Raw genomic sequence first — 18,135 nt, 5'->3', positions numbered from 1 at the left:
GTGGATCAGCCCACGACCGCCCTCGACGGCGGCTAGGTCGATCGCACCCAGGTCGTCGTGGTCTCGCCCCGTCCGCGGAGCTCCACATCGGTGTCGCGCACCCAGTGCTCCCGCTCCTCGGGCGAGGCGGCGAGCACCGTCGACTCGCTGGCGACGGCGCGGCCGACGTGGTCCTTGGCGAGCTCGGTGAGCCGCGCGGCCTCGTTCACCGGGTCGCCGATCACCGTGTACTCCAGCCGGCTGGCCGCGCCGACCTGCCCCGCCCAGACGCGGCCGCAGGCGACGCCCACGCCGACGTCCACCTCGCCGGCCTCGCGGACGGCGTCGCAGATCCTCCGGGCGGCCCGCAGGGCTGCACCGGCCGGGTCGGTGTGGTCGGTCGGCGCGCCGAACACGCAGAGCGCGGCGTCGCCCTCGAACTTGTTGACCAGGCCGCCGTCGCGCTCGATGGTCTCGACGACGACCTGGAAGAACCGGTTGAGCAGCCCGACCATCTCCGCCGGGCTGGTGCGGCGGACCAGCGACGTGCTGCCCGCGATGTCCACGAACAACGCGGCGACGGTGCGCTCCTCCCCGCCCAGGGAGACGCCGGTGGCCAGGGCCCGGTCGGCGACCGACGTCCCGACGTGGCGGCCGAAGAGGTCGCGCAGCTTCTCCCGCTCCGCCAGACCGGCGGCCATGGTGTTGACGCCCTCCTGGAGCAGGCCGATCTCGCCGGCGTCGTCGACGACGACGCTGACGTCGTACTCCCCGCGCCCGACGTGCTGGACGGCGGTCCGGAGGTCGCGCAGCGGCTGACCGACCGCGCGCGCCGTGAGCAGGGTGGCCAGTCCGCCCACGAGCAGCGCGACGACGACGAGGAACACCACGGCACCCCGGCCGGGCCCGCGCGGATTGCTGGGGTCGACGAACAGCAGGACGACGCCGAGCATCGGGACGGCGCTGGTGAGGCCCCAGGTGAGCAGCAGGCGGGGGCGGACCCCGAGGGTCAGCGCCCCGGCGGGCGGATGGGCGGCCAGCGCGAGCGCGGTGACCGAGCGCGCCGCCCGGGCGACAAGGAGGTAGGTGACGCCGGCGGTCGCCATGCCCCCCAGCAGGGTGGCGATCCCGGTGCGCAGCCCGACCAGCGGATCGGGGAAGGACACCGCGGACACCCCGGCCACCAGGACGGCCCCGACGAGCCAGATGAGCCCGGCGATGAGGGCGGTGTCCACCGGCAGGCGGAGTGCCTGGCCCGCCTCCTCGCCGGTCGGTTCCCGGCGCGCCATCAGCCAGCGGCTGGTGACCCGTTGCCGCCGGAACCCCGCGATCGTCCCGGCGGGGAGGGCCAGCACCAGGTACGCGGCGACGGCCCACAGCACCGGTCCGCGGCCCCCGTCCCCGCTGCCGTCCTCCACCCCGATGAGGAGGAGGACGACGGTGGCGACGCCGACCAGGTTGGCCACGATGACCAGCAGCACGATCGCGGGTACGGCGGCCCGCCCGGTGGGCTCCCACGACCCCCGGCCGCCGTCCCGGCCGACCGTGTCGCTGCCGCCCCGCGTGGTCACGACCGGCGCAACGACCGGCGTGGCCGCAGGGACACGGCCGTCGACCCGATCGTGATCATCCGCTCATGATCGTGGGTGCTCGGGCTCCGCGCCGAACCGCCGCGCCCGACGTCCCCCGGACGAGTTGTTCGCAGAGCGCACGGACCGTCCTACCCTGAGCCCCATGGAGACACCGGCCCGTGCCGACACGCTGCAGTCGCTGGAACGCGGGCTGGCGGTGCTGCAGGTCTTCTCGACGGAGAACCCCCGGCTGACCCTCAGCGAGGTCGCCCGGCTGGCCGGGATCACCCGGGCGACGGCGCGGCGGATCCTGCTGACCCTGGAGCACCTGGGCCACGTCCGCGCCGACGGGCGCCTGTTCTCCCTGACCCCCAGGGTGCTGTCGCTCGGCTTCGCCTACCTGTCGTCGCTGAACCTCTGGGACATCGCCCAGCCGCTCATGGAGGAGCTCGTCGAGCAGACTCACGAGTCGTGCTCGGCGGCCACGCTGGACCTGCCCGACATCGTCTACGTGGCGCGCGTCCCCACCCGGCGGATCATGGCCATCTCCCTGGGGCTCGGCTCCCGGCTGCCCGCGCACGCCACCTCCATGGGGCGGGTCCTGCTGGCGGACCTGCCCGACGAGGAGCTCGACGCCTACCTCGCCACGGGCCCGTTCCCCGCGTTCACCGAGCGGACGACGGTCGACCCCGACGACCTCCGGGCCGTGGTGACGCAGGTACGTGGCCAGGGCTGGTCGATGGTCGACCAGGAGCTGGAGACGGGGCTGCGCTCGATCTCCGCGCCGATCCGCGGGAGCGACGGCCGGACCGTGGCCGCGCTCAACATCGCCGCCGCCGCACCCCGGGTGGGACTCGACGACCTGCGGGACCACTTCCTCCCGCTGATGCTGGTCACCGCCGAGCAGATCTCGCTGGCGTTCACCCGCAGCGGCAAGCGCTGACCCCGCGCGAGCGGCGGTGAGATGCTGGAACCGGCCCCTCCGCAGGGGCCCGCGCCGAGCACGCGAGGCGTGGGGGCAGAGGAGTCCTTCCTCAGTCGGTGCCCGACTCCATCGCGGCCCGGTCCAGCATCTGGTCCTCGTCGGAGACCTCACCCCGCGAGGCGATGACCTCCGCACCGCCCTCGGGCATGGCGCCGATCAGGCCGGTCGAGGCTGCCTGCGCCGCCCCGATCTGTGCCCGCGTCGCGCCGCCGACCATGCCCAGGAGGGCGTACTGCTCCAGCTTGGCGCGCGAGTCGGCGATGTCGAGGTTGCGCATGGTCAGCTGCCCGATGCGGTCGACGGGGCCGAAGGCCGAGTCCTCGGTGCGCTCCATCGACAGCTTGTCCGGGTGGTAGCTGAAGGCCGGACCGGACGTGTCGAGCAGCGAGTAGTCCTCGCCGCGGCGCAGCCGGAGGGTGACCTCCCCGGTGACGGCCATGCCGACCCAGCGCTGCAGCGACTCCCTCAGCATCAGCGCCTGCGGGTCCAGCCAGCGGCCCTCGTACATGAGCCGGCCCAGCCGACGGCCCTCGGCGTGGTAGGTGGCGAGGGTGTCCTCGTTGTGGATGGCGTTGACCAGGCGCTCGTAGCCGATGTGCAGCAGAGCCATGCCCGGCGCCTCGTAGATGCCCCGGCTCTTGGCCTCGATGATCCGGTTCTCGATCTGGTCGGACATCCCCAGGCCGTGCCGGCCGCCGATGGCGTTGGCCTCGAGCACCAGGTCGACGGCGGAGGCGAACTCCTTGCCGTTGATGCTGACCGGCCGGCCCTGCGCGAACCCGATCGTGACGTCCTCGGTCGGGATCTCCACGGCGGGGTCCCAGTACCGGACGCCCATGATCGGCTCGACGGTCTCGATGCCGGTGTCGAGGTGCTCCAGCGTCTTGGCCTCGTGGGTGGCGCCCCAGATGTTGGCGTCGGTCGAGTAGGCCTTCTCCGTGCTGTCCCGGTAGGGCAGGTCGTGAGCGACCAGCCACTCCGACATCTCCTTGCGGCCGCCGAGCTCGGTCACGAAGTCGGCGTCCAGCCACGGCTTGTAGATGCGCAGCGACGGGTTGGCCAGCAGCCCGTACCGGTAGAACCGCTCGATGTCGTTGCCCTTGAACGTGGACCCGTCGCCCCAGATCTGGACGTCGTCCTCGAGCATGGCCCGCACGAGCAGCGTGCCGGTGACGGCGCGGCCGAGCGGGGTGGTGTTGAAGTAGCTGCGGCCGCCGGAGCGGATGTGGAAGGCGCCGCAGGTCAGGGCGGCGAGCCCCTCCTCCACCAGTGCGGCACGGCAGTCGACCAGGCGGGCGATCTCCGCGCCGTACGCCGTCGCACGGCCGGGCACCGAGCCGATGTCGGGCTCGTCGTACTGGCCGATGTCGGCGGTGTACGTGCACGGCACCGCGCCCTTGTCGCGCATCCAGGCGACCGCCACTGAGGTGTCGAGACCGCCCGAGAAGGCGATGCCGACGCGTTCGCCGACGGGCAGGGAGGTGAGCACCTTGGACACGAGAACGATTATGCATGCTCGTGCATGACCATGCGGACGCGGGTGTCCCCTCACCCGCCGACGCCGTCCCCCCCGTCCGAGGGACATACAGTTTTCGTCGGGCGGCCGCGGACATGAACCACCGACGTCCGCTCACTTTGCGCATGCCGGGCCGCCCGACGACCCTGTGACCGGACGCTCGAGCGCCGAAACCGCGCGCACCGACCGCCTCTGACGCGCTGACCGCGTCTCCGCACCACGAACGGAGGGCGCCCCACGGGGGGCGCAGCAACTGCTGTGACGTTCACACCCACTGCACCGACGGGCCCGCGCGATCCGGAGCCGACGGAGTCCGGCGCCCCTGCCACGTCGCCGGCCGACACCGGTTCCCACCCAGCCATCGCGGAGCCGCCGGCGGCCACCGCCGACCAGAAGGGCCGGCTCGACCGCGGCGTCTTCGCCGTGTCCGCCGTGCTCGCCCTCGCCTTCGTCGCCTGGGGGTTCCTGAGCCCCACCGGCCTCGGCTCCGCCAGCGGCAATGCGCTCACCTGGATCGAGACCAACCTCGGCTGGCTGTTCGTGATGCTGGCGTCGGCATTCGTCGTCTTCGTCCTGTGGCTGGCGGCCAGCACCTACGGCCGCATCCCGCTGGGTCGCGACGACGAGGCGCCGGAGTTCCGGACCGTCTCGTGGATCGCCATGATGTTCAGCGCCGGCATGGGCATCGGCCTGATGTTCTACGGCGTCGCCGAGCCGCTGGCGCACTACGTCTCGCCCCCGCCGCGCAGCGTCGAGGCGGAGACGCCCGAGGCGATCCAGACGGCGATGGCGACGACGCTGTTCCACTGGACGCTGCACCCCTGGGCGATCTACGCCGTCGTCGGCCTGGCCATCGCCTACGGCACCTTCCGCCGCGGACGCCGGCAGCTGATCAGCGCGGCGTTCGAGCCGCTGTTCGGCAGGCGCCGCACCCAGGGGCCGGCCGGCAAGGTCATCGACGTCCTGGCGATCTTCGCGACGCTGTTCGGCTCGGCCGCCTCGCTCGGCCTCGGCGCGCTGCAGATCGGCAGCGGCATGGAGATCCTGGGCTGGGCCGGGAACGTGGGCAACGGCATCACGGTGGCGATCATCGCCGTGCTGACCGCCGCCTTCGTCGCCTCCGCGGTGTCCGGCATCGCCAAGGGCATCCAGTGGCTGTCGAACATCAACATGGTGCTCGCCGTCGTCCTGGCCGCCTTCGTCTTCGTCGTCGGCCCGACGGTGCTCATCCTCAACCTGCTGCCCGGTGCGATCGGCAGCTACTTCTCCGACCTGGCCCAGATGGCCGCCCGCACCGAGGCCAGTGGCGGCGACGCGATGGCCGAGTGGCTGCGCGGCTGGACCGTCTTCTACTGGGCCTGGTGGATCTCCTGGACGCCGTTCGTCGGCGTCTTCATCGCCCGGATCAGCCGGGGCCGCACCATCCGGCAGTTCGTGACCGGCGTGCTGCTGGTGCCCAGCGTGGTGTCGCTCATGTGGTTCGCCATCTTCGGCGGGGCAGGCATCGCCGCCCAGCGCGACGGCGCGGACGTCGCCGGCCAGGCCACGTCGGAGGGCCAGCTGTTCGGCGTGCTCGAGCAGTACCCGCTGGCGACGGCGATGACGGTCCTGGTCATGGTGCTCGTGGCGATCTTCTTCGTGTCCGGTGCCGACGCCGCCTCGATCGTGATGGGCTCGCTGTCCGAGCGCGGCACCCTGTCGCCGAGCCGGCGGACGGTGATCTTCTGGGGCGTCGTGATGGGCGCGGTGGCCGCGGTCATGCTGCTGATCGGCGGCGACGCGGCCCTGACCGGGCTGCAGAACCTGACGATCATCGCCGCCCTGCCCTTCGCCCTCGTGATGGTCGGCCTGGCCGTCTCCCTGGCCAAGGACGTGCGCTCGGACCCGATGGTGCTGCGCCGCACGTACGCCACCGAGGCGGTCGAGCAGGCCGTCGTCGACGGCATCACCCGGCACGGCGACGACTTCGTGCTGGTCGTCGAGGCCGGGGAGTCCGGCGACGGCGCTTCGGCGGCCCCGCGCAGCGCGCGGCCGTAGCCGGAGGGGTGAGACCGACGGGGGAACTGCGCCGGCGGCCGTGGGTGCAGCGCGGTGTGCGGGCGGCGCTGGCGGCGGCACTCGCGTGGCAGGTGGCGATCATGCTGCCGTCACCGCTCGCCGACTACGCCTACTACGCCCCGCTGGGCGCGGTCATCGCGGTGCACCCCACGGTCGCCGACTCGGCGTCCGCGGCCTGGCGGACGGTCCTGGCGATCCTCCTCGGCTTCGGCCTCGCCGTGGCCGTGCACGAGCTCACCCTGTGGCTGCCCGGCGCGCTGACCATCGCGCTGATCGTGGCCCTGGCGATCGCGCTGGAGCAGTGGCCGGTGCTCCGGGAGCACGCGAGCTGGGTGAGCTTCGCCGCGGTGCTGATGCTCACCGTGGGCGCCGAGGACCCGGCCCGGTACGCCGCCGCGTACGCCGGGCTCACGCTGCTCGGCGCGGCGATCGGCGTCCTGGTGACGACGCTGCTCTTCCCGCCGCTGCAGCTGACCGCCGCCCAGCGCCGCATCGACGTCACCCGGGCCCTGCTGGCCCAGCACCTGCGGGACATCGCTGCCGGACTCCGGGAGGGCGAGATGCCCACCCCCGACCAGTGGGCCGACCGCGGCCGGGGGCTGGACGTCGCGCTGGACGGGATGCGCGCCGCGGAGCGGATCGTGGAACGCGCCCGGCGGGCGAACCCGCGGGCCCGGCACTGGGGCGGGTCCGCGCTGCGGATCCGGGAGCAGTCCCGGGCACTGGACCGCGTCGCCGTCCTGGTGGACGACCTCACGACGCTGGTCGTGGAGTTCCAGCCGCACCGCCGGGGCATCGACCGCATCGACGGCGGGACGGGCTGGGTGCTGGCCGACGCGCTGGACGGCCTCGCCGGCGTCGTCTGCACGCCCTACGCCGTGCTCGACGAGACCGGCACCGACCGCCGTGAGTCGGCGATCGCGACCGCGGAGGCGGCGCTGCAGCGGCTGACCTCGCTGCTGCGCACCTCCGACGTCGGCGACGACGAGGGCTTCTTCGCCCTGGGCGCGGTCAGCGTCGGCATGCACCGGTCGTTGGACACCCTCCGCTCCGGCGCCCTCGACCTCCGGGCCGCGTGACGCGGTCCGCCGGCTGCGGTGCCGTCGTGATCACGGCCGCAGCGTCGCGGTCGGCACGGACGGAGAAACAGCCGCCGGCCCGTGGGCGGAGCAGCTGCCGCCCGCGATGGAGGCCGCGCGCCGGTAGGTCAGAGGTCCCGGGTCAGGTTCTCGGTGCGTTCCTCGACGGCGCCGTGGCGCACCAGGCTGACGATGGCCAGGGCGAGGCCGCCCCAGATCACGATCATCGCCACGACCATCATCATGATCGCGTCCGTGCTCATCGGAGCCCTCCCTCGTCGTGCCCGGACCCCGGACGGTCCCGGGGAGTCGGGTCCGCGGTGGCTGTCACGTCCAACGGCGCCGCCGGATCGGACCCGGGTGGCGGCCCGTCCAGGTGGGTGCCGGCACGCCACGGCAGCCGGGCGAGCAGGAAACCGACCAGCGGGAGCACCGCCGCCAGCAGCCACCCGAAGACCAGCAGGAGCCAGGACGGGTAGTCCTCGTACGGCGCCCGGAGATCGTCCCGCAGCGCGAAGACGAGCACGAGGGCCAGGCCCACCGGGGCGACGACGCTCGTCAGCACGCGCCAGCCGGTGCCGACCCGGGGGCGGCCGTGGACGTTCAGGTGCTCACCCAGACCGGTCAGGGCCCGGAGCGCCCATGCGACGACCAGCATGCTGACCAGCGCCACGACGAGGATGCCGTACTGGTTCACGAAGTGGTCGACGACGTCGAGCACGTAGATACCGCTCGTGGTGCTGAACAGCGCCAGGCTCAGCAGCGCGGCGGGGACGACGACGGCGACGGTCGCGGCGCGACGGCTGGTGTCGAGCTTGTCGCGGACCGCGGAGATGACGACCTCGATCACGCTGACCAGCGAGGTGATGCCGGCGATGACCAGGGACGCGAAGAACAGGACGCCGATGAGGGCGCCGGCCGGGGCCTCGCTGATGATCGTCGGGAAGGCGATGAAGGCCAGGCCGATACCGCCGCTGGCGACCTCGCCGACCGCGACCCCGCCGGCCTGGGCCATGAAGCCCAGGGCGGCGAACACGCCGATGCCGGCGAGCAGCTCGAAGCCGGAGTTGGAGAAGCCGACGACGAGGCCGGAGCCGACCATGTCCTCGCGACGGCCGACGTACGAGGCGTACGTGATCATGATGCCGAAGCCGATCGACAGCGAGAAGAAGATCTGGCCGAACGCGGCGGCCCAGACGGGGGCCGAGGTGAGTGCCGACCAGTCCGGCGTGAACAGCGCGTCGAGGCCGTCGGCCGCCCCCGGCAGGAAGAGCGCCTGCACCACGAGGGCGGCGAAGGCGAGCACCAGCACCGGGATGAAGATCACCGAGGTCGCGCCGATCCCGCGCTGGACGCCGAGGACCATGATCGCGAGGACTGCCAGCCAGACCAGCGCGAGAGGGACGAGCACCCCGGGCACCACGTCGGCGGTGACCTCGACGTCCCCGGCCTGGAGGAACTCGCCGAAGAAGAATCCTTCCGGGTCGGCGCCCCACGCCTCGTCGAGGGAGAAGAAGGTGTAGCGCAGCGCCCAGGCGATGACCGCCGCGTAGTAGATGGCGATGACGAAGCAGATGCCCACCTGCCACCAGCCGAGCCCCTCGGCGCCGCGGCGCAGCCGGGCGAAGGAGAGCGGTGCGGAGCCGCGGTTGCGGTGGCCGATCGCGTAGTCCAGCAGCAGGAACGGGATGCCGGCGGTCAGCAGGGCGACCAGGTACGGCACCACGAAGGCCCCGCCGCCGTTCTCGTAGGCGACGTAGGGGAACCGCCAGATGTTGCCGAGCCCGACGGCCGATCCGATCGCCGCCAGGATGAAGACGCGCCGGGAGCTGAACCCGCCGCGGCGGCCCTCCTGGTCCGGCTGCGCCGTAGCTCGCCCCGCCGTCGCACTCATGCGCCCTCCTGCGTCGTCATCAGCCGAGCCCGCACGCTCACGGCGCACCGCTCGACGTCGCGCCGTCGAGAAGAGGATGGCAGGACTCGGGCTCCTCGGCTGCCGGAACGTCGTGCGCCCCGCGCGGACGCACGAGAGCCCCGGTCGGTGACCCGACCGGGGCTCTCGACACAACAGGGGTGGTGGAGGTGGCGGGAATCGAACCCGCGTCCTTCGACGCATCACCAGGGCTTCTCCGAGCGCAGTCCGCGTTGCCTCTGCTCGACCCCGTCGATCATGCGAACAAGTCGACGTGACAGGCCCAGTCGCTGTTTGGTGTCCCACACGCACCCGCGACCGGTGCGTGCAGTGAGTCATCTAGCTGATGCCAGGATCCGGGCCGATGACGAACCCGGGCTGACAGACTCGTCTAGCTGCTGTTAGGCAGCGAGAGCGAAGTCGCGCTGATTGGAATCGGCGCTTGTGTGGTTTGCAACGGATGGTTAACGAGCTCATCGTTGCCTTCCTCGGCTCGCTTCCCCTGGTCACCCGACCGAAGTCGAGACCATTCACCCCCTGTGTAGTTGTGCAAGGAGGATAACGGCTCCCTGCCGCGATGTGTTCCCCCGGCCGGGGGTGTCCTCAGCGGACCCGTCGCAGCCAGCGCCGCTGCCAGGGCGTCTCGACCGCGCGCGGGTGGTACTCGCGCCGCACCCACGCCACCGCGTCGTCGGGGGTCAGCCCGTCCAGGACGGCGAGGGCCGCGAGCGCCGTCCCGGTCCGGCCGACCCCTCCCCCGCACGCCACCTCGACCCGCTCGCCTGCAGCGGCCCGACGGCGCGCCTCGTGCAGCGCGTCGAGGGCGTCGGCGGTGTCCCGGGGCACCCAGAAGTCGGACCAGCGCACCCGCCGGTGCGGCCAGGACGGCGCCGGGCCGGCGGCCAGCACGAGGGCGAAGTCCGCCGGCACGGCAGCATCGCCCAGCCGCCGGCCGCGCACCGATCCGCCGCCGGGCAGCCGGACGACACCCGGTTCGTCCACCCACGCACGCGTCACGGTGCCGATCATGACGACCGGCCCCATTCTCCGGTCACCCGTCCGCCTGCACGCGAACACCGGTTGCCCGGAGGGCCGGAGCCGCGCAGCTCCGCCCCTCCGGCACGTCAGGCCAGCGCGGACCCGGGGAAGCTGCGGGTGGTGTGCAGTTCGTAGGTGAAGATCCCGGCCTGAACGCCGGGGTCGCCGTCCATCACCCGGCGCGCCTCCTCCAGCTCCATGTCGAGGACGGCGATCCCGCACAGGTCGGAGTCGTCGTCGACAGCGCACACGACCGGCATCGCGCCGTCGGACTTCAACCCGAGGTTCCGGCGTCCGTGCTCCCAGATGAGGCCGGGCGTCTCCGGCGAGCCCATGTTCGGCCCGTCCCGCAGCACCATCAGGGTGTAGGTCCGGCTGGCGGCCAGCAGCTGCTGCATGTCCTCGTCGGTGACCGACATGTCGACTCCTCTACCTCTCGACCGGAAGGGTGGGGCCGGCCGCGTCGCTGAGCCGGCCGAGGATGGTCGTCCAGCCCTGCGCGAAGCTGCCGCCGAGGTAGCCGCCGGGCAGCGCGCAGTCCTCGCCGAGCTCGCGGTCGGTGAGGGCGTCCCAGCCGCGGTGCTCGAGCTGCACCTCGGTCAGCCGCGCTCCGAGGGCTCGGAAGCGCAGCTCCACGCACGTCGGCGTCCCCGTGGCGTTCCAGGTCATGCTCAGGCCGGACGGCGGCTGCCACTGCAGGATCTCGCCCCACTCGCACACGGTGCCGTCGTCCCACGTCTCGTAGACGCGTCCTCCGGTCCGCGGTTCCAGCGTGACGTCGCGGACCCGTTCCCGGCCGACCGAGAACGGCACCAGCGGCCACCAGGCAGCGAGCTGCTCGGTGAACACCCGGAAGGTGTGGTCGGCATCGCTGCGCACCAGCGTCGACCGGCGGATCGGGGGCCGCAGCGGCCGGACGTTGTCCGGGACGGCGTCGGCCGCGCTCACCGGACCCCTCCCTGCGCGTCGCCGCCGGCCGCGCGGTCGGCCTCGACCAGCCGGCGGCCCAGGTCGAGGGAGGAGGCCCACAGCTCGTCGAGCGCCGCGCGGAGGTCCGCGATCCGGTCGGGGTTCGCTCGGTAGAGCCGCCGGGTGCCGTCGCGCCGCTCGGTGAGCAGGTCGGCGGAGCGCAGCACGCTCAGGTGCTGGCTGACCGCCGTCCTCGTCACGTCGAACGCTCCCGCGATCTCGCCGGCGGCCAGCTCCTCCTGCGCGACCAGGCGCAGGATCTGCCGCCGGCGGGGGTCGGCGAGCGCCCGGAAGACGTCGTCCGTGGCCTCTTCCGCGGTCACGCCCACAGCCCGACCTGGTTCCCGTCGGGGTCGGCGAGCACCGCGAAGGTGCCGAAGCCGCCCGGCAGCTCGGTGGGCTCGACGAGCCGCCGGCCCCCGAGCCGCTCCGCGCGCTCGAGGTAGCCGGGGAGGTCGTCCACGCGGACGTAGATCTTCACGCCGGTGTCGCCCTCCCCCGTCGACGGGCCGATCCCCCCGGGGATCGACTGGTCGCCCGAGGCGGTGTCGACCAGTGCGTAGCCGCCCCACTCCGGGTCCTCGTCCACCGACCAGTCGAACAACCCGGAGTAGAACTCCTTGGCACGGGCGGGCTGGTCGCTCACGATCTCGAACATCGCCACGGGACGTCCCATGACACTCCCCTTTTGTTAGCGTGCGCTAACGTTAGCGACAACTGACAGAGAAGAGCAAGGGGTCGGATCAGATCCAGTCGCGGCGCTTGAACACCAGGTAGAGCGTCAGGCTGACCCCGACCATCAGCAGGAGGGCCAGCGGGTAGCCCCAGGCCCAGTGCAGCTCCGGCATGTCGTCGAAGTTCATGCCGTAGACGGTGCCGACCAGCGTCGGCGCGAACAGGATGGCCGCCCAGGCGGAGATCTTCTTGACCTCCTCGCCCTGCGCGATCGACGCCTCGGTCAGCTCGCGGATCTCCTCGTTCTGCCGCTGCGCCACGAGGGTCGCGTTGACGGTCAGGATGTCGCGCAGTTGCAGCCGGAAGGCCTCCACCCGCTCGTTGACCTGCGTGACGTGGTCGGCGACGTCGCGCAGGTAGCTGCGCAGCTCCTCGTCCACCCCGTACTTGTCGAAGCCGGCCGTGATGGCGGCGAGGATGCCGGTGAGCGGCGCGGCGGCGCGCTGGAACTCGAGCACCTCCTGCGACAGCTCGTAGATGCGCCGGGACACCCCCGGGTCGCCGCCGAAGACCTGCGTCTCGATCTCGTCGATGTCGTTGGCGAGGCCCGCGACCACCGGCGAGTAGCCGTCGACGACGGCGTCGAGGATGGCGTACAGCACCGCCTCGCTGCCCTTGGCCAGGAGCGCGGGCTCGCTCTCCAGACGGCGCCGCACGCGCGAGAGGTCCGGGGACTCGCTGTGCCGCACGGTGATGGCGAAGTCCGCACCGAGGAACAGGTGCAGCTCGCCGAACTCGACCTCCTCGGTCGCGTCCAGGTAGCGGGCCGCCTTGAGGACGACGAAGAGCGTGTCCCCGTACCGCTCGAACTTCGGCCGCTGGTGGGCCTGGATCGCATCCTCGACCGCCAGCTCGGGGAGATCGAAGAGCTCCGCCAGCCCGCCCAGCTCCTGGGGCTCGGGCCGGTAGAGGCCGAGCCAGACGAGGCGGCCCTCCCCGTGGGCGAGCTCCTCGCGGCTCTCCTCCGCGCTGGCGGGTGTCGCCACCCTCCGTCCGTCGGAGTAGACGGCGTTGTCGACGACCCGGGACCGCGGTGCGGGTACGGACGAGGTGGGGGCGGGGACGAGACGCTCCACCCGGGCCGGACGACGGGTCAGCGTGGTGAGGGCGTTCAGGGGCGCAAGGCGGCGCTCGGTCATGACGGACTCCCGGGAGTTGCGGACGGCGAGGAACACCGGGAGGTCCTCGCGCAGCACCGACCGGGTCAGCGCCGGGCGGGGAGGACCCGGGGACCGGTACTGGGAGGTTCGCTGGGCATGCGTCGCTCTCCCTCCGGTTCTCGCCTGCTCCCGTCGAGGAGGCCGTCGTCCATCGTGTCACGGGGTGTCCAGGAGGCGTCGCTCCTCCGGGTGAACACCCGGCGAAGCTCAGCCGACCGAGCCGAGCACCAGGTCGACCATCACGGGCAGCAGGACCACGATCAGCAGGGCGCCGAGGATGTCGAAGGAGAAGCCCGACCGGATCATCTTGGTGATCGGCACGACGCCCGACCCGTACGCGATCGCGTTCTGCGGCGTCGACACCGGCAGCATGAAGCCGAACGACGCGGCGAACGTGGCCGCGAGCGCCGGCACGAACGGGTTGATCCCCGCCGCCATCGCCACCGGGATGATGATCGGCACCACCACGGCGGCCGACGCGGTGTTGCTCGTCGTCTCGCTGATGATGATCGCCAGGATCACCGCGAAGATCGTGATCGCGAAGGTGCTGGTGAGCCCGAGGGATTCCGCGGAGGCCTCACCGATCGTCTCGGCCAGGCCGGTGCTCGCCAGCAGCGAGCCGAAGATGATCCCGGTGCCGAACAGCAGGATCGTGCCCCAGTCGATCTTCGCCGCGTCGCTCCAGTTGAGCGTGAACTCCCGCGCCTTCCAGTCGGTGGGCAGCAGGAACAGCAGAGACGCGCCCAGGACGGCGATGATGCCCTCGTCCATCCGGTCGCTGATGGTGGCGTACAGGTCCGACTCGGTGCCGGCGGTGAGCGCGATGACACCGGGGAAGATCCAGCACGCCACGGTGATCGAGAAGGCGATCAGCGTGTTCTTCTCGGCGCGGGAGAACGTCCCCAGTTCCGACCGCTCCTTCTGCACGTACTCGCTGACGCCCTCGATCCGCCGGATCTCCGGCTTGTTGAGCAGCAGCAGGACGGCGGCCAGCGCGACGAACATGAGCAGGCAGATCGGGGCGGCCATGAGCATCCAGTCGAGGAAGCCGATCCGCTCCCCCGTGGCCTCCTCGATGAGGCCTCGGCCGATCAGGTTCGGCGGCGTGCCGACCGGGGTGAGCAGGCCGCCGACGCTCGCGCCGTACGCGAGCATCAGCATGACCGCGACGCCGACCCGGAGGCGGAGCGGGTCGAAGTCGGGCTTCACCAGGTCCTTGTCCTGCAGGAGCTTGGCGATGACCGCGATGATGCCGAGGGCGGTGGGCAGGAGCATTGCGACGGTCGCGGTGTTGGAGACGAACGCGGAGAGCAGTGCGGTGATCGCGCCGAAGGCGATGACCACCCGGTACGTCGACGTGCCCACCCACTTCAGCGACAGCACGAACATCGCGAACCGGCGGGCCAGGCCGTGCTTGAGCATCGCCATGGCCAGGATGAAGGCGCCGATGAAGGTGAAGACCGTCGTGGACCCGAAGGGGGCCAGGGCGTCGTCGGCCGGCACCACGCCGAGGACGACGATCGCGCCGATGCCGATGAGGCCGCCCACCGGGATCGGCACCGGCTCGGTGATCCACAGGACGATGACCCCGAGCAGGATCGCCGCCAGCAGGTGCTGGGCGCGCGGGAGGTCGACCGGGAGCAGCGCGAAGACGATCGTGACGACCGGGGCGAGGAACAGCCCGACGGTGCGGCGGCCCTTCTCGAACCGCTCCTCGGCCGGGCTGAGGGTCTGCTCCCCCAGGCTCCGGTAGGTCGCGCTACCGCGGAAGGCCGCCTCGACGTCGGTCCGCTTCGTCTGCTGCCCTGGTGCCCGCTCCGTCGCGGTCATGGCGCCCCCCTCGGCCGGGATGAGACCCCGACCATATTGAGGACGCCGCAGGCGAGCGAGTCAGCGGCCGAAGATCCCCTGCCCGAAAGCGCCTGCCTCGGCGAGCCGCCGGGAGAACCCCTTGCCGAGTTCCACGACCCGCGCGGTCTTCTCCGCGCCCAGGAACAGCCACGGATCGGCGGCCAGTGCGTCGGTCTGCACCTCGATGCGCGCGCGCAGCTCCTCGCCCTCGGCGGTCAGGCCGGCGTCGTCGAGCAGGCCGCGGTCGGCCAGCGCGGCGCAGGCGGCGGCCCACTCCTCGTCCTTCCACCCCCGGGTCGCCTTGGCGGCCGGCTCGGTGAACCCACGACCGGTGGCGCTGTGCGTGATCAGTGCCTCCAGGCCGGTCAGCCCCGCGTGCAGGAGGACGGCGACGTGCCCGTCGCCGCGGTGCTCGCGCAACAGGGACGCCCCGTGCCACACCGCCAGCAGCGGTTCCTCCGGCCAGGGCAGGTCGGCGTGGCCCGCGAAGAGCGGGCGGCCCTCGGTGGTCAGCGCCGCGCACGCCTCCTGCAGCAGGCCGGCGAGCTCGGCAACCTCCGGGGCGGCGGCGGCCTCGCCGAGCAACCGGGTGAGGGAGGCCCGGGCCGCGTCGAGCCGTGCGGCGAGCACCTGCTCCGGGGAGGCGAGGGTCCACGCGCGCGGGATCATGTGCGCGACCAGCGACGGCGAGAAGTTGTAGAAGGTCGCCGTCACCACGCCCGCGCCGACGGCGCCCATGGGCGCCGCCCGCCCGGCGAAGTAGGACATCCGCCCCGGCCGCAGCCCGATGGCGCTGAGGTGCTCGTCGTGCTCCGGCGCGAAGTACAGCTGCGAGTGAAGCGGGTCGATCGCGCGGTGAGCACGACCGACGAGGGCGGGGTCGAAGTGATCGGCGCTGACCATGCGCCGCACCCTACTGAGGTGTGCCGGTGCTCACCGGAGCCAGTCCGAGCACCCACTGGACCTGGGTCCGCCGCTTCCTGAACCCCAGCCCCTCGTAGAGGGCGAGCGCGCCGGTGACGTTCTCGCTGTCGACCTGCAGCGCGGCCCTGCCGAACTTGCGGTCGGCGGCCGCCCGCAGCACGGATGCGATGGTCGCCCTCGCCAGCCCGCGGCCGCGGGCGGACGGCAGCACGCCGATCTGGCCGAGGTCGACCGTCTCGTAGCCGTTGGCGGCCGTGTCCGCCTCGAACACGTAGGCCAGGGCGTAGGCGACGACCGCGCCGTCGGCGACGGCGAGGGACGACAGCTCCGGCCGGAAGCCGCGCTGGCCGGTGAAGAGGGTCTGCCAGGTGGCCTCGTCCCGCTCGGCCGATCCGTGGTGCTCGGTGAAGGCCGCGTTGTGCGCGCGCCGGATCTCGTCGTCGCGGTCCCAGGTGAAGGCGACGAGCTCGACGCCCTCGACCGGCGGAACGGCCGGCAGGTCGGTGAGCGGGCGCTCCATGACGAAGTACCAGCGCTCCTGCGTGAGTCCGGCCCGGCGGACCAGGCCCTCCAGCGAGGACATCGACGTGTAGACCTCCACCGCCAGGACGGCCGGGGAGCCCGGATGCCGCTCGGCGTGCAGCTCCCGGCCCCGCTCGAGCTGCCAGGCCAGCAGCGCCCGGCCGATGCCGCGGTTGCGCCAGGCCGGGTGCACGCGCGCCTCGAGGGTGATCCGGAACGCGTCGCGGAAGGTGGGGAGCGCGAGCACGGTCGCCCAGGCGACCAGGTCACCGCCCGTCGTCGTCACGGCGACGCTGTCGAGCGTCAGGTCGAAGAGGTCGTTGACCCACCACTCCGTCAGGTCGTCGGGGCTCCAGTGCTCGCCGGTGTCGTCGACCGCCTCGGCGGCCTCCAACAGCGCGGCGGCGGCCGTCACGTCGTCGGGACTCAGGGGACGCACGGCCAGGCCGCCGGGCAGGACAGGGAGATCGGCCACGTCGCCGAAGGCTAGGCAGCCGTCGGCGACGGGGCCAGTGATTTCAGCGACGGACGAACAGGCAGAACGGGTGCCCGGCGGGGTCGCGGTAGACCCGCACGATCTCGTCGTCGTCCTCGTGGCCGCCGATGCGTTCCGCGCCTGCGTCCTCGGCGACGGCGCAGGCGGCCTCGAGGTCGTCGACCAGGAGGTCCAGGTGCAGCTGCATCTGCTGGGTCCCCTGCTCGGGCGGCCACACCGGCGGCACGTGGTCGGCCTCCAGCTGGAAGGACAGCCCGGTGCTCCCGTCGGCCGGCCGGAGGGTGGCCCACTCGTCGGTGTCGTCGCGGATCGGCCAGTCGAGCAGCCGCTGGTAGAAGCGCGCCAGCCCGCGCGGGTCCGGCGTCCCGAGCACGGCGGCGGTCAGGGTGAAGCTCGGCATCAGGTCTCCAGTCCGAACAGGCGGGCGCCGTTCTCCCAGAGGACGGCGCGCAGCCACTCCTCCCCCAGGTCCAGCCGGTGCAGCGCCTGGAGCTGGTGCGCGTACGCGTACGGGATCGAGGGGAAGTCGCTGCCGAGCAGCACCTTGGCACGCAGGGCCGACAGCCGTGGCCGGTCGGCCGGGTCGAAGGGCATCAGCCGCTCGGTGAAGTCGGTGGCGAACATCGTGGTGTCCAGGTGCACCCGCTCGTACCGGTCCGCCAGGTCGAGGAACTCGCGATACTCCGGCATGCCGAGGTGGGCGATGATCAGCTGCAGCCGGGGGAAGCGTTCGAGCAGCCCGGTGACCGGTGCCGGTCCGGTGTGCTCCCCGGCCAGCGGACCCGAGCCGCAGTGGATGACGACGGGCGTGCCCGAATGCTCCAGCCGCGACCAGACGTCCTCCAGCAGCGCGTCGCGAGGGTCGAACGACCCGACCTGCACGTGCACCTTGAACACCCGGGCACCGGCGTCCAGCGCCGCCGCCACGTATCCGTCCGCTCCCGGCTCGGGGTAGAACGTGGCCGACTGCAGGATCTGCGGCCGGCCGGCCGCGAAACCGGCCGACCACTCGTTGAGCCAGGCAGCCATCCCCGGCTTGTGCGGGTAGGGCAGCGTCGGGAACGCCCGCACCCCCAGCCGGTCCAGGACCGCGAGCCGCTCGTCCTCCGGCAGGGCGTAGGCGACCGGCCAGTCCGAGCCGTAGTGCGTGCCGGCCGCCTCGAAGTACTCCCAGACCTTCGCCTGCACCCGTTCGGGCAGGAAGTGCACGTGCACGTCCAGCAGCCCGGGAAGGCCGAGCTCCCGCCAGTACCGCGGGACGTCGGCGTCGTCGGCCGGCGGTCGCACCATGGCCGGAACCCTAGGACGGCTCCTCGCGGCGTGCCGCCTGCCATGCTGAC

The 18,135-nt window shown here is 72.4% G+C and carries 18 protein-coding genes and 1 other RNA gene; 3 read left to right on the top strand and 16 right to left on the bottom strand.

Annotation, left to right across the window (positions count from 1 at the left end; translation table 11 throughout):
* Positions 1-32: 32 nt before the first annotated feature.
* A complete protein-coding gene (locus tag CRP30_RS15860; RefSeq protein WP_097184860.1) occupies positions 33-1,550 on the bottom strand; it encodes an adenylate/guanylate cyclase domain-containing protein in 1,518 nt (505 codons plus the stop codon).
* 163 nt (positions 1,551-1,713) lie between these two features.
* Here CRP30_RS15860 and CRP30_RS15855 point away from each other — a divergent pair, with 163 nt between their 5' ends.
* The gene (locus tag CRP30_RS15855) at positions 1,714-2,493 is read left to right on the top strand and encodes an IclR family transcriptional regulator domain-containing protein (RefSeq protein ID WP_097184859.1); all 780 of its coding nucleotides are present in this window, start codon (positions 1,714-1,716) and stop codon (positions 2,491-2,493) included.
* A 91-nt stretch (positions 2,494-2,584) separates the two neighbouring features.
* Here the strand turns inward: CRP30_RS15855 and argG are convergent, their stop codons facing one another.
* On the bottom strand, positions 2,585-4,033 hold the full coding sequence (argG, locus tag CRP30_RS15850) for an argininosuccinate synthase (protein ID WP_097184858.1): 1,449 nt from the start codon (positions 4,031-4,033) through the stop codon (positions 2,585-2,587).
* Between the two features lie 276 nt (positions 4,034-4,309).
* On the opposite strand from argG, the gene CRP30_RS15845 reads away from it, so the two are divergent.
* Both CRP30_RS15845 and CRP30_RS15840 read left to right on the top strand, forming a co-directional pair.
* Positions 4,310-6,088, top strand: coding sequence for a BCCT family transporter (locus CRP30_RS15845; RefSeq protein WP_097184857.1), 1,779 nt, complete (start codon positions 4,310-4,312; stop codon positions 6,086-6,088).
* A gap of 8 nt (positions 6,089-6,096) precedes the next feature.
* A complete protein-coding gene (locus CRP30_RS15840) occupies positions 6,097-7,188 on the top strand; it encodes an FUSC family protein (RefSeq protein WP_097184856.1) in 1,092 nt (363 codons plus the stop codon).
* A 128-nt stretch (positions 7,189-7,316) separates the two neighbouring features.
* Here the strand turns inward: CRP30_RS15840 and CRP30_RS15835 are convergent, their stop codons facing one another.
* The 14 genes from CRP30_RS15835 to CRP30_RS15770 form a co-directional block, all read right to left on the bottom strand.
* Entirely contained in the window at positions 7,317-7,451 is a 135-nt protein-coding gene (locus CRP30_RS15835) for a methionine/alanine import family NSS transporter small subunit (RefSeq protein ID WP_097184855.1), read from the bottom strand.
* The gene (locus tag CRP30_RS15830; protein ID WP_097184854.1) at positions 7,448-9,082 is read right to left on the bottom strand and encodes a sodium-dependent transporter; all 1,635 of its coding nucleotides are present in this window, start codon (positions 9,080-9,082) and stop codon (positions 7,448-7,450) included. The genes CRP30_RS15835 and CRP30_RS15830 overlap by 4 nt, the downstream gene beginning before the upstream one ends.
* 180 nt (positions 9,083-9,262) lie before the next feature.
* Positions 9,263-9,638, bottom strand: a transfer-messenger RNA (tmRNA) gene (ssrA, locus tag CRP30_RS15825).
* A 65-nt stretch (positions 9,639-9,703) separates the two neighbouring features.
* Positions 9,704-10,117: a protein-tyrosine phosphatase family protein gene (locus CRP30_RS15820; RefSeq protein ID WP_235003451.1), complete on the bottom strand. Its 414-nt coding sequence runs from the start codon at positions 10,115-10,117 to the stop codon at positions 9,704-9,706.
* Positions 10,118-10,224: 107 nt separating this feature from the next.
* Positions 10,225-10,557 (bottom strand): hypothetical protein, encoded by a 333-nt coding sequence (locus tag CRP30_RS15815; protein WP_097184853.1) that lies wholly within the window; start codon positions 10,555-10,557, stop codon positions 10,225-10,227.
* A 10-nt stretch (positions 10,558-10,567) separates the two neighbouring features.
* On the bottom strand, positions 10,568-11,086 hold the full coding sequence (locus CRP30_RS15810; protein WP_200814778.1) for an SRPBCC domain-containing protein: 519 nt from the start codon (positions 11,084-11,086) through the stop codon (positions 10,568-10,570).
* A complete protein-coding gene (locus tag CRP30_RS15805) occupies positions 11,083-11,430 on the bottom strand; it encodes an ArsR/SmtB family transcription factor (RefSeq protein WP_097185033.1) in 348 nt (115 codons plus the stop codon). The genes CRP30_RS15810 and CRP30_RS15805 overlap by 4 nt, the downstream gene beginning before the upstream one ends.
* On the bottom strand, positions 11,427-11,783 hold the full coding sequence (locus tag CRP30_RS15800; RefSeq protein WP_097184852.1) for a VOC family protein: 357 nt from the start codon (positions 11,781-11,783) through the stop codon (positions 11,427-11,429). The genes CRP30_RS15805 and CRP30_RS15800 overlap by 4 nt, the downstream gene beginning before the upstream one ends.
* Positions 11,784-11,850: 67 nt before the next feature.
* Positions 11,851-13,017, bottom strand: coding sequence for a magnesium and cobalt transport protein CorA (locus CRP30_RS15795; protein ID WP_235003450.1), 1,167 nt, complete (start codon positions 13,015-13,017; stop codon positions 11,851-11,853).
* A 192-nt stretch (positions 13,018-13,209) separates the two neighbouring features.
* On the bottom strand, positions 13,210-14,832 hold the full coding sequence (locus CRP30_RS15790; protein ID WP_097184851.1) for an SLC13 family permease: 1,623 nt from the start codon (positions 14,830-14,832) through the stop codon (positions 13,210-13,212).
* A 60-nt stretch (positions 14,833-14,892) separates the two neighbouring features.
* Positions 14,893-15,756 carry an SCO6745 family protein gene (locus tag CRP30_RS15785; RefSeq protein WP_097185031.1) on the bottom strand — a complete coding sequence of 288 codons (864 nt, stop codon included), beginning with the start codon at positions 15,754-15,756 and terminating at the stop codon, positions 14,893-14,895.
* A 10-nt stretch (positions 15,757-15,766) separates the two neighbouring features.
* Positions 15,767-16,774 (bottom strand): GNAT family N-acetyltransferase, encoded by a 1,008-nt coding sequence (locus CRP30_RS15780; RefSeq protein ID WP_097184850.1) that lies wholly within the window; start codon positions 16,772-16,774, stop codon positions 15,767-15,769.
* Positions 16,775-16,817: 43 nt separating this feature from the next.
* On the bottom strand, positions 16,818-17,195 hold the full coding sequence (locus CRP30_RS15775; RefSeq protein ID WP_097184849.1) for a VOC family protein: 378 nt from the start codon (positions 17,193-17,195) through the stop codon (positions 16,818-16,820).
* Positions 17,195-18,085 carry an amidohydrolase family protein gene (locus CRP30_RS15770; RefSeq protein ID WP_097184848.1) on the bottom strand — a complete coding sequence of 297 codons (891 nt, stop codon included), beginning with the start codon at positions 18,083-18,085 and terminating at the stop codon, positions 17,195-17,197. Before CRP30_RS15770 ends, CRP30_RS15775 begins: the two co-directional genes overlap by 1 nt.
* Positions 18,086-18,135: the final 50 nt, after the last annotated feature.

The sequence above is a fragment of the Blastococcus haudaquaticus genome, assembly GCF_900230285.1.
GTDB classification, from domain to species: Bacteria; Actinomycetota; Actinomycetes; order Mycobacteriales; family Geodermatophilaceae; genus Blastococcus_B; species Blastococcus_B haudaquaticus.
Note: the sequence above shows the minus strand (reverse complement) of the source record. Positions and strands in the feature narration are given on the sequence as shown.